This is a genomic window from Ruania alkalisoli, from assembly GCF_014960965.1.
Taxonomy (GTDB): Bacteria; Actinomycetota; Actinomycetes; order Actinomycetales; family Beutenbergiaceae; genus Ruania; species Ruania alkalisoli.
On the sequence record NZ_CP063169.1, the window covers coordinates 3,347,640 to 3,360,196 of the forward strand.

A 12,557-nucleotide genomic window follows, 5' to 3' on the forward strand; every position below is an offset into this window, starting at 1 on the left:
GAACTATACCGCTTTAGTTGCAGTGCGCCAACACCGGTTGCGGAATCGCGAGCAGCTGCTGACGGGCCCGATCACCCGGCCAGGCACACGAGAACCCCGGCGCCACAAGGCGCCGGGGTTCTGGCGTTCGTTCGTCTGGAGGTGGCGGCTCAGGAGGCGCCGAGAATGTCCACCACGAAGACCAGGGTGTCGTCGCCGCCGATACCCGCCTGCGGCACACCGTTCGGCCCGTATCCCTCGTGCGGCGGGATGGAGACCAGCACACGCGAGCCGATCGGCTGGCCGACCAGACTGTTGTCCCACCCGGCGATCACGGTACCGACGCCGATCGGGAACTGGATCGAGGAGCCGCGGTCGTAGGAGTTGTCGAACATCGACCCGCCCCAGACCTGGCCGTAGTAGTTGACGTCGATGGTCTGGCCGGCCTCGACGAGCGGCCCCTCCCCGGCGCTGAGGACCTCCACGGCGAGCTCGGCGGGGGCCGGATTGTCGGGGAACGTCAGCACCGGCTTGTCGCCGAAGGTACCGGTGGCGGTGGGCAGTGCAGTCATGGGTTCATCCAATCGGTGAGGGGAGTCGGACATGGCGAACGGCACGTCGTGCGGGTCCTCAACAACTCAGGAACCGCTCAACGTGCCGTTCAGCCACAGCAGGTGTGAATCAGTCACCGCCACGCAGGATGGCGATCAGGCGGAGGAACTCGATGTAGAGCCAGATCAGCGTGACGGTGATGCCGAAGGCGGCCGACCAGGCGAACTTGCGGGGGGCGCCGTTGCGGATGCCCTTGGCGATCATGTCGAAGTCCATGATGAGGCTCATCGCCGCGAGCACCACAGCAACGAGCCCGATCACGGCACCGATCGGGATGCCGAAGATCTCCATGCTCCGCACGCCGAACGCGCCGCCCACATTCGTGAAGAGCATCAGGCCGATGTTGACGAGGGAGAAGATGCCGTAGCTGATCAGCCCGATCATCAGGAAACGGGTGAACTTCGGTGTCACCCGCACCTTGCCGGACTTGTAGAGCGCCAGCGTGACAGCAAACGTGATGAACGTGGCGAGTACTGCCTGGACCACGATTCCCGGCCACATCGTCTCGAAGAACCCCGAGATGAGACCGAGGAAGACACCCTCGAGCACGCCGTAGGCAATGATCAACGCAGGGCTCGGCTCCTTCTTGAAGGAGTTGACCAGCCCCAGGATCAAGCCGCCGACCGCTCCGACGATCATGGCCGGCAGTTGGAGCGAAGCCGGGACGAGGAACCAGGACGCTGCCGCGACGGCTACGACGACCGCGAGAAGACCACCGGTCTTCATGATCACGTCGTCGTAGGTCAGCCGGCCAGTCTGCGCAGGTCCGGCATCCGGCCCGTAGTAGGACTGCTCGACTCCGGCGAACTGCTGGTCATAACTGGGGCTGGTGGCCGTGGTGGCATACCCGCTGGACTGAGCGCCCTGTGGGACGCCGCCGTACGGGTTCACCGCCCCGGGCTTGCTCTTGCCGAACAGCGAGCTGTTCGACAGGTACGGGTTGCTCATCTCGCCTCCTGGTTGTGGGCGCTGGACGTCAGGCCGCACGCGCGGCCTTGCCTCGTCTCATCCTACGCAGAATCCACGCCGTCTTGACGGCGCGATCACACGCAGGACTCACGGTGGGCTCTCGATCTGTTCAACGCAGGCCCAGCGCCCGGTGTTCCCGGCCGCAGCGACCCACCCGCCACCGTCAGGGTCCTCCCTGACCAGCAACCATCCGCGGGCTCCACCAGAAGGATGAGGTCTCCACCTGCCGGACGAACTCCCGCGCCGCGAAGATCAACCCTGGGCGGGTGCCGCGGCGGTAGTACCGCGCAATACGGTGGCATCGTTACCCACACGAGAGCGAGGCAGAGCCCATCATGATCGAGGCACGAGGCCTGACCAAGAGGTACGGCGCCAAGACCGCCGTCGATGACATCTCGTTCACTGTCGAGCCCGGCCAGGTCACCGGATTCCTCGGACCGAACGGCGCGGGAAAGTCCACCACGATGCGGATGATCGTGGGCCTGGACCGACCGACCGACGGCGAGGTCACGGTGAACGGCAAGCACTACGCCGAGCACAAGGCACCACTGCGCGAGGTCGGCGCCCTGCTCGAGGCCAAGGCGGTGCACACCGGTCGCAGCGCCACCAACCACCTGCGCGCCCTGGCCGCCACCCACGGAATCGGCCGCAAACGCGTGGACGAGGTCATCGAGATGACCGGGCTGGCCGCCGTGGCACGCAAGCGTGCCGGGGGCTTCTCCCTGGGCATGGGCCAGCGGCTCGGCATCGCCTCGGCCATGCTCGGCGACCCTCGCACCCTGATCCTGGACGAACCGGTCAACGGCCTGGACCCGGACGGTGTGCGCTGGGTGCGCACGATGGTCCGCTATCTCGCCGACGAAGGCCGCACCGTCTTCCTCTCCTCACACCTGATGAGCGAGATGGCCATCACAGCCGACCGGCTCATCGTGATCGGTCGCGGGAAGATCGTCGCCACCGGCGACGTGCAGGACGTGATCGACTCCGCCACCAAGTCGACGGTGCGGGTGCGCACCCCGCAGGCCACCGACCTCGCCGCACGGCTCCAGTCCGATGGCGTCACCGTCACCAGTGTGGAGCCGTCCCTGCTGGACGTGGACGGCCTCACCGCACCCCAGGTCGGCGAGGCTGCCCTGGCGGGCGGAATCGTGCTGCACGAGCTCACGCCGCAGCGCGCTTCGCTTGAGGACGCGTTCATGACGCTGACGGCCGGCGATGTGGAGTACCACTCCCAGGCCGTCCCTGAGCACAGCGAAGGACCAGCGGCCGGCCAGCAGCCCGACGCCAGCACCCTCGAAGGAGCGAACCGATGACCACCGTCGCCCCCGCCCAGTCCCGGCGGGCTCAGCAGACCGGGCCACTGGCCCACGCCCACGTGTCCTTCCCGCGCGTGCTGCGCTCGGAGTGGATCAAGTTCACGACCCTGCGTTCCACCCCGTGGACCATCGGGGTCACGATCGCCGTGATGGTCCTGATCAGCCTGGCGATGGCCTGGGGAATGAGCCAGACGGCGGAGATGGCCGCATCCGGCGACCTGCCCCCGGAGGCGCAGGAAGGGATGACCGACCCGACCGCCGGAGCGTTCGCCGCCAGCTTCGGATATGCCTTCGGTCAGATCGTGGTGGTCGTGCTCGGGGTGCTGCTGATCAGTGGCGAGTACGCCACCGGTCAGATCAAGTCCTCGATCGCCGCCGTCCCGTCCAGGTGGCCGGTTCTTGCCGCCAAGGGAGTCCTGGCTGCAGCCGTCGCCTTCGTGACGGGCGTGATCGGTGTCGCGGTCGCCTATGTGGTGACGCTGCCGATGCTGGACCAGCACGACATGGCCGCCGATCTCGGGAACAGCGAGCACCTACGCGTCCTGCTCGGCGCACCGCTGTATCTGATGGCGATCGCCCTGCTGTCACTGGGGATCGCTGCCATGCTCCGGCACTCGGCTGCCGCGATCTCAGCGGTGCTTGGGGTCATTCTCGTACTGCCCATCTTGACGCAGTTCATCACTCTCGACTGGCTGCAGGACATGGCACCCTACTTCCCCTCGACCGCCGGTGAGCGGATCATGGGGACCGATACCGGCCAGGAGGTGCTGACCCCCTGGGAGGGTCTCGGCGTCCTGGGCGTTTACGTCGCCGTGGTCTGGATCGCGGCGATCGTGCTCCTGCGTCGGAGGGACGCCTGAGCACTGCTGGAGGGCCGACGCCGGCGGGTCACCACCCGCCGGCGTCTGGCATGTCCGGACAACCGCATCCGGGCTCAGCCGGTGCGCCGGTGATCCTCGACGATCACATCAGGCGCGGACCCATCCGCCGCTTCTTCGTGGCCCATCCGATCGCGATGGATGTGCTGCTGGTCGTGATCTTCCTGGTGCCGCACGTGGTGCTGCGGGCCGTGATCGACCCCCGTCCAGCCCCGTACGTGACGCTGCTGGCAGCCGCAGCCGCGCTCTTCTGGCGCCGCCACCGGCCACGCACGGTCCTGCTGACGCTCTGCGCACTGATCGCCATTCATGTGCTCGTCGCCGGGGACACCGGTGGCATCGAGCTCGCTCTCGCCTTCTCGCTGTACACGGTCGTCACTACCTACGGTTCTCGCGCAGGATGGCTCGGCCTCGCCGTCGCCACCGTCGTCTCCTCCGTCGCGGTCCTGCTGTGGGGTGACCAGAGCTCGGCCGCGGAGTTCACTGTCGACGGCGAACCGGCCTTGCTGGACCGTGCCGCCTATGTGGCCGGGAATGTCGTCGGCATCCTCGCCACGTTGCTGGTCGCTCTCGCCATCGGGGTCAGCGTCCGCAGTCGCCGCGAGCAGTTGCAGCGGCTCGTCGACCATGCCAACCAGTTCCGCCTGGAACGCGATCAACGCGAGCAGATCGCCACTGCCAACGAACGCGCCCGCATCGCCAGGGAGATGCACGACGTGGTGGCACACAGCCTCTCGGTGATGGTCGCCCTGGCCGACGGTGCCCGGGCAAGCGTGGTCAAGGCTCCCGAACGCAGCGCAGACGCCCTCACCGAGCTCTCCCGGACCGGCCGGTCCGCACTCGGTGATATGCGCCGCATCCTGGGTGTGCTCCGGGAAGAGGACGCACGGGCGACGATGGAGCCCCAACCGGATGCACCGGCACTGGAGGATCTGGTGGCGCAGTTCCGCGCCGCGGGCCTCGAGGTCGCCTTCAGCCACAGCGGCCCCGCCATCCCCGACGACGCCGCCCTGCAGCTGACCGTCTACCGGATCGTGCAGGAGGGTCTGACGAACGTGCTCCGCTACGCCCCCCGTGCACGCAGGATCACCGTCATCGTGGCTCGGCGACCGCACGAGGTCACGGTCACCGTTCACAACAGCCGTTCGGACGCGCCGGCCGAACGGCGCCCGGGCAGCGGGCAAGGACTGATCGGGATGCGCGAACGTGCCGCCACCTACGGCGGTACCGTCAAGGCAGGACCGGATGACGCCGGGGGCTGGCGAACCCACGCCACCCTGGTGCTGGAAGGTGCTCTCGCAGCCGAGCCTGACATCGGGACGACTTCCGGACCGGACGAGAAGGAGAGACACGGGTGATCTCGGTACTACTGGTGGACGACCAGTCACTGCTGCGGATGGGATTCTCGATGGTGCTGGACGCCGAGGAGGACCTGACGGTGGTGGGCGAGGCGGCCGACGGTGCCGTGGGAGCACGCATGGCGCGTGAGCTCAAACCCGATGTGGTGCTGATGGACGTGCGGATGCCGGGCACCAACGGCATCGATGCCACCAAGCAGATCGTCGCTGAACGCCCGGACACCAGGGTGATCATCCTCACCACCTTCGATCTCGACGAGTACGCCTTCGCCGGCCTGCGTGCCGGTGCGAGCGGCTTCCTTCTCAAGGACACCGATCCCGACGAACTCGTGGCCGCGATCCGCACCGTCTATGCCGGCGATGCCGTCGTCTCCCCCAGGATCACGCGGCGGATGCTGGAGATGTTCGCTCCTTCGCTGCCCACCGAACAGGCTCCTCCGGCCGCCGCCGACGCGATCGCAGACCGGACCTGCGGGCTCACCGAGCGCGAGCACGAGGTGCTCCTAGCCATTGCCGAAGGGCTCTCCAACAGCGAGATCGCCACGCGGCTGTACGTCTCCGAGGCGACAGTGAAGACTCATGTGGGTAAAGTGCTTGCGAAACTCGGGTTGCGGGACCGTGTGCAGGCTGTCGTCTACGCCTATGAGAACGGTCTGATCCGCCCCGCATGAAACAGCGCGTGCAGGAAAGGGCATTGATGGGTGAGCAGGTCCGCCAGGGACCGGTCGGCGTCCGTGAGGCAGGTCCGGAGGATGCCGAGTTCCTCGTTGACATGCTTCTCGCCGCCATTAACTGGACCGGAGAGGATCGCTACACACGTAAGCAGATCCTCAAGGACAAGTCGACGTCTCTCTATGTAGCTGGGTGGCAGCGGGAGGGTGACCTCGGCGTGATCGCCGTGGACCTCGCCGGACCCAACGGGTTGCAGATTCCGATCGGGGCCGCCTGGGTGCGCCGCTTCCCGGCTCGCAACCCCGGGTTCGGCTTCATCTCCGAGGATGTGCCGGAACTGTCGATGGCGGTGATCAGCCACCACCGCGGGCGCGGGATCGGTTCCGGTCTGCTGCGTGCGCTCGCCACTCGACTTCAGGCGGCCGGGATCACCCGGATCAGCCTCAGCGTCGAGCACGGCAACCCGGCCAAGAGCCTGTATGAGCGGCTCGGGTTCACCACGCACTCCGAGCAGGAGACCGCCACGACCATGGTTGCGGATGTCGCGACGCTGGCTCAGTCGGTCCGCTCGTAGACCACCTCACGCTCGTCCACGCTGACCGCGAACCTCCCCACCACCTGGTGAGTCCCTGCCACGGCATAGACCGTGTGCGGCGCCTGTGCCTCGCCGCCGGTATCCTCAGCGGGCGGCGGTGGGATGATCTCCACGATCTCGATCCGGGCGGCGTCCTCCACCACCGAGCGCAGCACCTCCAACTCGGTGCGGTCGGTGTTCTGGGCGTCGGATAGCTCGGCGATCGCGGCCCAGTTGCCACGGTCGAGCAGTTGCAGGAACCGCCGGGCCGCACCGGTCGCAGAGTTCAGGCCCGTCCCCGAATCCACGACGGGACGACCACGCTCGTCCTGGGCGGGAACAAGCAGCGTCAGCTCCCCGCCGTCCCAAGCGGCCAGATACGCGATCGTGGTGACCCTGCTCGGTTCCCCGGCTCGGTTGACCTCCAGGTCCACCTGCAGGCGCGCCACCGGATCGCCCCGATAGGCACCCACCACCTCCGCGGTCAACACCTCGACGTTCACCTGCCGGGCCCCACCGCTCGCAGACCAGGCGTGCGCAAGTGCCGCAGCCACGGCGGTGGGTTGATCGCCCAGCTCAAGTGCGTCGGCGAGCTCGCTGGCGGCAATCGCCGGCCCCGCTCCCGCCGAGACGATGTCCGTCGCTGCTGCCTCGGTCCCGAATGCCCGCGCCACCTCGGTCAGCAACGCCTGCACGTCCGCGCTGACCGTGCCTGTACCCGGCGCGGGTTCCGGCGCAGGGTCAAGGACGTGAACCGGGGCAGGGGCGCAGGCAGCGGCGAGGCCGAGCGACGCCGTCAGGCTCATCGCGGCACCGAGGCGCCGCCAGGACGGGGTGGATCGTGGCATCGAAGTGCTCCAAGTCTCGCGGTGGTCAGCACCAACGTATCCAACGCCCGCCCTGCGTAGGATCGCTACCGCAAGAGTGCACGACCACGAGCCGGGAAGGAAGGGCCATGACCGACCTCGACGCCCCGACCATCCCGGGTTTCCAGCTGCTCCGCCCACTCGGGCACGGCGGGTTCTCCGATGTCTACCTGTACCAGCAGCAGATGCCGCGGCGGGACGTCGCGATCAAGGTGCTGCGCACCGATTCCCTGACTCGGGACGCACGCGCCAGATTCGCGGCCGAGGCCCACCTGATGGCGCGACTGTCCGGGCACACCGGGATCGCTGACGTGCTCGCCGCCGATGTGGACGCCGACGGTGAGCCCTACCTGGTGATGGAGTACTGCCCCGGTGGCAGCCTGGGTGAGGTCTACCGCACACAGTCGATGAATGTGCCGGAGGTGCTGCGGCTCGGGGTACGGCTGGCGTGCGCCCTGGAGTCGGCGCATCAGCAGGGCATCGTGCACCGGGATGTGAAGCCGGCCAATATCCTGCTCACCGAGTACGGGATGGCCGTGCTCGCCGACTTCGGCATCTCCACGATCGACGACGCCTTCCCCGAGGCCCGCACGACCCGGCTCGAGCTGGACATGCACGACCACACCAGCTCCGCCGTCGGGATGAGCTTGCCGTGGGCGGCACCGGAGGCGCTCGCCTCACCTCCGGTCTCGGATGCCCGCTCCGACCAGTACGGGCTGACGGCGACGCTGTACTCGCTCCTGGAGGGACGTTCCCCGCACGAGATCCCGGACGGCCCGAACGGGTCGGCGCATCTGACCGGCCGGATCCGCAGCGGATTTGTCGCCGCCATGGCACGTACTGATGTGCCGCCGTCGCTGGAGGACGTCCTGCGCACCGGGATGGCCCACGCCCCCTCGGACCGGTTCGACTCGTGCCTGGACCTCGCACTGGCGCTGCAAGAGGTCCAGCGCGAACTCGGCGCGGGCGTCACGGCGCTCGAGGTCCCCCGCGGCGTCGGACAGGACCTGCTCCGCCTCGCCGCGGCCGATCCGGCACCCACGCAGATTCCCGACGGCGTCCCCTCCCCCGCCGCGCCCGTCACCGAGACTGAGGGCGCCCCGGGCACACGACTGCCGGTCGCCGCACCTGGTGAGTCCACCTGGCTGCCAGGGGAGGATGCTGCCGCCGCGGGCACACCGGGCAGCGCAGCACGAGACAACCCAGCACAGGGCATCTCAGCACCGGGTGAAGGCGAGGAACTCCGGGAGGAGGCACCGCCGTCGGGGGCCCTCTCCTCCGGCCGCTGGCGGGCCGGACCGGCGACCCTGACGCCGATGGTGCCCACCGACCTGCCCACCGATGACAGCCCGGCGGCTCGTACGGCGGGCCGAGTGGCGCTCATCGCTGGGGTGGCCTTCGTGGTGCTGGCCCTGGTCGCGGGCGCCAGCATCCTCGTGGACTGGTTCTCCGTCCCGCACTTCAGCGGCCGCACGGTGGACAATCTTGAGGTGAGGCTCACCTCGGCGGGCGCCTATGACGTGACCGTGCCGGAGGGGTTGGCCCCGCCCGATGAGGTGCAGTCCCGGGTCGTGGCCGCGGTCCCTGGCCCGGCCCTGGATGAGGGTGACACGGTGCTGCTCTCCCTCGATGCCGAGGTGTGGGCCCAGGGCGGCACGGTCGTGCTCAACCCCCACGAGGGCGAGGCGACCGGGACGCTGATCGAGGTCGAGGCCGGTGCGCTGCGGGATGGGCTGGATCTGGCCGAACCGGTCACGCCAGGGCTGGTGGTGCTGGCCGCAGCCCCAGAGGCGTACTTCGTGAACGTCGCCCCGGAGCTGGGGATCGCAGCGAGCGAGTCCACGCTGGTCCTGGTCCATGTCATCGAGGAGTGAGCGCTCCATCGACAGGTTCGTGCCCCCACAGGGACTCGAACCCTGACTGGACCGATTTTAAGTCGGCTGCCTCTGCCGATTGGGCTATGGGGGCGGCCGTTCGATCTTACGGGCCGACCGTCGCGCTACTTGCGTGCCCCGGCGCTGGCCTTCTGAGCGCCTGGCTTCTTGCTCGTGGCGGCCGTGATGAACGCCTCCCTCGGGCTCTGCAGCGATCCGAGGGCCACCATCTCGCGGTTGAACAGCAGCGCGGTGGTCCAGTCGAGGAGGATGCGCGCCTTGCGGTTGAAGCTCGGCATCGCCCACATGTGGTAGGTCCGGTGCATGAACCACGCGATCGGACCGCGCAGCTTGATGCCCTGGATCTGCGCGACGCCCTTGTAGAGCCCGAGCGAGGCGACCGTGCCGACGTTCCGGTGCGAGTACTCCTCGACCGGTTCGCCGCCGAGGAAGCGCACGATGTTGTCGCCGAGGTGGCGAGCCTGGCGCACGGCGTGCTGCGCGGTCGGGGCGCAGTACACGCCCTCCTCGCTCGTGGAGATGTCCGGGACGGCGGCGCAGTCGCCGGCCACCCAGGCGCCGTCGATGATCTCCCCGTCCTCGTCGGCCACCTGCAGCGTGGGCAGGGCGCGCACGCGCCCCATCTGGTCCAGCGGCAGGTCGGTCTCGGCGAGCACCGGGTTGGCCTTCACACCGGCCGTCCACACGAGCGTGTCGGAGTAGAACTCCTCACCGTCGGAGCAGACGATCTTGCCGTCCTCCGCGGAGCTGAGGAAGGTGTTCAGCTTGATCTCGATGCCACGAGCGCGCAGCTGCTCAAGTGCGTAGCCGCCAAGCTCGTCACCGAGTTCGGGCAGGATGCGGTGGGCTCCTTCGATGAGGACGAACCGCAGGTCCTCCTGGCGGATCGAGTCGAAGTCCTTACAGGCGTGCCTGGCCATGTCCTCGACTTCGGCGATGGCCTCGATACCGGCGAATCCGCCGCCGACGAAGGTGAAGGTGAGCATCCGCCGCCGCAGCTCGAGGTCCCAGGTGGATGCCGCCACATCCATCTTGTTGAGAACCTGGTTGCGCAGGGCGATGGCCTCTTCGATCTGCTTGAAGCCGATGCCGTTCTCGGCCAGGCCCGGAATGGGCAGCACGCGTGCCACGGCCCCCAGCGCCACCACCACGTGGTCGTAGGAGACCTGGTAGGGGTCGCCCTCGATCGGGGCGATGCTGGCCTTGCGCGTGGCGTGGTCCAGACCGGTTACGCGACCGGAGATGACGGTGCAGCCACGCAGCAGACGCCGGTGCGGGGCCACCACGTGGCGCGGCTCGATCGAGCCAGCCGCTGCCTCGGGCAGGAACGGCTGGTAGGTCATGTACGAGCGCGGGTCCACCACGACGATCGCGACCTCACGGCGCCCCATGCGCTTGCGGATCTGCAGCGCGGTATAGAGACCGACGTACCCGCCACCCAGGATGAGGATGCGCGGGACCTTCCGGGCCTTGGAGACAGCGTGCGTGGTGGCGGCCAATTCGCTCATCCCTTCAGTCTAGGACCGCAGGCGCGTGCGGACGTTGTGTGCTTGCACACCACCGCCTTCGCCGGCGCACCATCGCCGGCACCCTCGATGCGCCCGATGTGCCCTCGGACAGCTACGCCGTTCCGGGGCGGCATCGCAGCAACACCTCGTCGAGCATGGCCTCGGTCAGCCGCCCGGTGAAGGTGTTCTGCTGGGACACGTGATAGCTGCCGATGACGGCGACCCCTCGCCCGCCCGGGCTCCTCACCAGTGCCTCGGCGCCGTGCCCGAAACGAGGCAGCGGCCGCGGCACGTGCCAGCCGAGCCGGCGCAGGGAGGCGAAGGATGCCTGCCACCCGATAGCACCAAGAGTGAGAATCGCCGTCAGGTGGGGTGAGAGTAGTTCCACCTCGCGGTCCAGCCACGGGGCGCATGCACGCTTCTCCTGAGGCGTGGGGGCATTGTCAGGGGGTGCGCACCGGACGGCGGCCGCGATACGCGCACCGGTGAGCCGCAGACCGTCAGCCGCATCGAGGCTCTCCGGCTGGCTGGCGAAGCCGGCACGGTGGAGAGCTGCGAAGATCCAGTCCCCCGAGCGGTCCCCGGTGAACACCCGGCCGGTGCGGTTGGCTCCATGGGCTGCGGGCGCGAGGCCGACGATCAGCAGCTGGGCACGCTCATCGCCGAACCCCGGGGCCGGCCGGCCCCAGTAGGGCTCATTCTCGAATGCCCGACGGCGCGTGGTCGCCACCTGCTCACGCCACGACACCAGCCGTGGGCAGGCACGGCAGACACTGGACCGGGCATCGAGCATAGGCAGGTCGCGCGCGGAGGCGGCCAGGCGGGCGACATCCTCAGGAGTGCGGGCGCGGGTGGTGCGTGGACGAGCAGGGTCGCCGGGCCAGCCAGTGCCGGGCGGGACCGGGGAGTCGAAGCGGTCTCCGGTGCGTGGGTGCGGCCGTGAGGTCATGGTCAGTGAGTCGTCGGCGCCGGTTCAGGGGCATGGCTCATACATCCGTCACGTCCGCGATGGTGGCCTGCAGGTGAGCGATGAGTGCCCCGCCGTCGAGCGTGACCCCGACTCCGTGGGCCCCGCCGCCGATGGAGACCCGCCCGGTGATGCGTTCGTCGGCGATGACCGGCCACGCACGGGTCGCCCCGAACGGGGTGATCGTGCCGCGTTCGTACCCGGTGACCTCCTTGGCGGTGGCCGCATCCGGCATGGACAGGCGGTTCACGCCCAGCAGTGTGCGCAACTTCGGCCAGGAGATGGAGCGGCTGCCGGGAACCAGCACGAACAGGTAATCGCCCTCACCTCGACGCACAACCATCGTCTTGATGAGCCGGTCTGGTTCCAGCCCGCGTGCGGCGGCGGCCTCCTCGAGCGAGCCGACCGGCCCGTGGCGCGTGACCTCGTGGGCGATCCCGGAGCTTGCGAGGGCCTCGAGCGCGGGAGTGGAGGGAGTGTCGACCATGACCCGATCATCTCACTCCTGACCTGCACGAACGCTGACTTGCTCGGCCTTCGCGGGTGGTGGGTGAGGGTGAGGGTGGGTGGAGCGGGGGGTGAGCGCGGGTCAGGGCTCCGGCCGGGCGAGCGCGCGATCGATCGCTGCCCGCACCGCGGCCGAGTCGGCACCGAGCTCCCGGGCACGCTGAACGAGTTCCTCGGCCAGTGTGAGCACTGCTGGCGGCACCTGTGGGGCCACGGCCCCCTCGGCTACCCGGGTCCCGCCGCCTCTCCGGGAGACCAGCCACCCCGCGTCCTCCAGCTCCCGGTAGGCGCGGGCGACCGTCCCGGCAGCGACCCCGAGATCGGCGGCGAGCTGGCGGATCGGAGGCAGCCGGGCTCCTGCGGGAAGCCCACCGGCGTGCACCAGGGCGAGCAGCTGGCGGCGGAGCTGTTCGTACGGAGGTGTGGGGTCGCCGTCATCGATGCGTACTTGCACGA

The 12,557-nt window shown here is 68.8% G+C and carries 13 protein-coding genes and 1 tRNA gene; 6 read left to right on the forward strand and 8 right to left on the reverse strand.

Translation table 11 applies throughout. The annotated features are described in order from the left end of the window. Positions 1-149: 149 nt before the first annotated feature. A complete protein-coding gene (locus IM660_RS14815) occupies positions 150-551 on the reverse strand; it encodes an FKBP-type peptidyl-prolyl cis-trans isomerase (RefSeq protein WP_193496618.1) in 402 nt (133 codons plus the stop codon). A gap of 109 nt (positions 552-660) precedes the next feature. Next, a complete protein-coding gene (locus IM660_RS14820) occupies positions 661-1,539 on the reverse strand; it encodes a Bax inhibitor-1/YccA family protein (RefSeq protein WP_193496619.1) in 879 nt (292 codons plus the stop codon). A gap of 356 nt (positions 1,540-1,895) precedes the next feature. Here IM660_RS14820 and IM660_RS14825 point away from each other — a divergent pair, with 356 nt between their 5' ends. The 5 genes from IM660_RS14825 to IM660_RS14845 are packed head-to-tail and all read left to right on the forward strand — an operon-like array spanning position 1,896 to position 6,358. Then, complete coding sequence (locus IM660_RS14825; RefSeq protein ID WP_193496620.1) at positions 1,896-2,873, forward strand: ABC transporter ATP-binding protein; 978 nt, start codon at positions 1,896-1,898, stop codon at positions 2,871-2,873. Next, positions 2,870-3,736, forward strand: coding sequence for an ABC transporter permease subunit (locus IM660_RS14830; protein WP_193496621.1), 867 nt, complete (start codon positions 2,870-2,872; stop codon positions 3,734-3,736). Before IM660_RS14825 ends, IM660_RS14830 begins: the two co-directional genes overlap by 4 nt. A 50-nt stretch (positions 3,737-3,786) precedes the next feature. Continuing rightward, entirely contained in the window at positions 3,787-5,112 is a 1,326-nt protein-coding gene (locus IM660_RS14835; RefSeq protein ID WP_193496622.1) for a sensor histidine kinase, read from the forward strand. Next, a complete protein-coding gene (locus IM660_RS14840; RefSeq protein WP_193496623.1) occupies positions 5,109-5,783 on the forward strand; it encodes a response regulator in 675 nt (224 codons plus the stop codon). Before IM660_RS14835 ends, IM660_RS14840 begins: the two co-directional genes overlap by 4 nt. After that, positions 5,780-6,358, forward strand: a complete 579-nt coding sequence (locus tag IM660_RS14845; RefSeq protein ID WP_246464971.1) for a GNAT family N-acetyltransferase — start codon at positions 5,780-5,782, stop codon at positions 6,356-6,358. Before IM660_RS14840 ends, IM660_RS14845 begins: the two co-directional genes overlap by 4 nt. Here IM660_RS14845 and IM660_RS14850 read toward each other — a convergent pair. After that, a complete protein-coding gene (locus tag IM660_RS14850; RefSeq protein WP_193496624.1) occupies positions 6,340-7,206 on the reverse strand; it encodes a hypothetical protein in 867 nt (288 codons plus the stop codon). The two genes, IM660_RS14845 and IM660_RS14850, sit on opposite strands and share 19 nt — an antisense overlap. A gap of 107 nt (positions 7,207-7,313) precedes the next feature. Here IM660_RS14850 and IM660_RS14855 point away from each other — a divergent pair, with 107 nt between their 5' ends. Continuing rightward, complete coding sequence (locus IM660_RS14855; protein WP_193496625.1) at positions 7,314-9,098, forward strand: serine/threonine-protein kinase; 1,785 nt, start codon at positions 7,314-7,316, stop codon at positions 9,096-9,098. Between the two features lie 20 nt (positions 9,099-9,118). Here the strand turns inward: IM660_RS14855 and IM660_RS14860 are convergent. From IM660_RS14860 to IM660_RS14880, 5 genes are all read right to left on the reverse strand, one after another. Beyond that, positions 9,119-9,192: transfer RNA gene (locus tag IM660_RS14860), tRNA-Leu, on the reverse strand. 31 nt (positions 9,193-9,223) lie between these two features. Further along, entirely contained in the window at positions 9,224-10,627 is a 1,404-nt protein-coding gene (locus tag IM660_RS14865; protein ID WP_193496626.1) for an NAD(P)/FAD-dependent oxidoreductase, read from the reverse strand. Between the two features lie 112 nt (positions 10,628-10,739). Beyond that, positions 10,740-11,576, reverse strand: a complete 837-nt coding sequence (locus IM660_RS14870; protein ID WP_193496627.1) for a uracil-DNA glycosylase — start codon at positions 11,574-11,576, stop codon at positions 10,740-10,742. Between the two features lie 37 nt (positions 11,577-11,613). Continuing rightward, complete coding sequence (locus IM660_RS14875; protein ID WP_193496628.1) at positions 11,614-12,081, reverse strand: aminoacyl-tRNA deacylase; 468 nt, start codon at positions 12,079-12,081, stop codon at positions 11,614-11,616. A 102-nt stretch (positions 12,082-12,183) separates the two neighbouring features. Beyond that, positions 12,184-12,555, reverse strand: a complete 372-nt coding sequence (locus IM660_RS14880) for a GntR family transcriptional regulator (RefSeq protein ID WP_193496629.1) — start codon at positions 12,553-12,555, stop codon at positions 12,184-12,186. Positions 12,556-12,557: the final 2 nt, after the last annotated feature.

What these genes read in the sequence shown, in the direction of transcription:
- IM660_RS14870 (WP_193496627.1), bottom strand. Translation starts at nt 11,576, where the DNA reads ATGACCTCACGGCCGCACCCACGCACCGGAGACCGCTTCGACTCCCCG.
- IM660_RS14815 (WP_193496618.1), bottom strand. Translation starts at nt 551, where the DNA reads ATGACTGCACTGCCCACCGCCACCGGTACCTTCGGCGACAAGCCGGTG.
- IM660_RS14855 (WP_193496625.1), top strand. Translation starts at nt 7,314, where the DNA reads ATGACCGACCTCGACGCCCCGACCATCCCGGGTTTCCAGCTGCTCCGC.
- IM660_RS14850 (WP_193496624.1), bottom strand. Translation starts at nt 7,206, where the DNA reads ATGCCACGATCCACCCCGTCCTGGCGGCGCCTCGGTGCCGCGATGAGC.
- IM660_RS14845 (WP_246464971.1), top strand. Translation starts at nt 5,780, where the DNA reads ATGAAACAGCGCGTGCAGGAAAGGGCATTGATGGGTGAGCAGGTCCGC.
- IM660_RS14825 (WP_193496620.1), top strand. Translation starts at nt 1,896, where the DNA reads ATGATCGAGGCACGAGGCCTGACCAAGAGGTACGGCGCCAAGACCGCC.
- IM660_RS14865 (WP_193496626.1), bottom strand. Translation starts at nt 10,627, where the DNA reads ATGAGCGAATTGGCCGCCACCACGCACGCTGTCTCCAAGGCCCGGAAG.
- IM660_RS14835 (WP_193496622.1), top strand. Translation starts at nt 3,787, where the DNA reads ATGTCCGGACAACCGCATCCGGGCTCAGCCGGTGCGCCGGTGATCCTC.
- IM660_RS14830 (WP_193496621.1), top strand. Translation starts at nt 2,870, where the DNA reads ATGACCACCGTCGCCCCCGCCCAGTCCCGGCGGGCTCAGCAGACCGGG.
- IM660_RS14875 (WP_193496628.1), bottom strand. Translation starts at nt 12,081, where the DNA reads ATGGTCGACACTCCCTCCACTCCCGCGCTCGAGGCCCTCGCAAGCTCC.
- IM660_RS14820 (WP_193496619.1), bottom strand. Translation starts at nt 1,539, where the DNA reads ATGAGCAACCCGTACCTGTCGAACAGCTCGCTGTTCGGCAAGAGCAAG.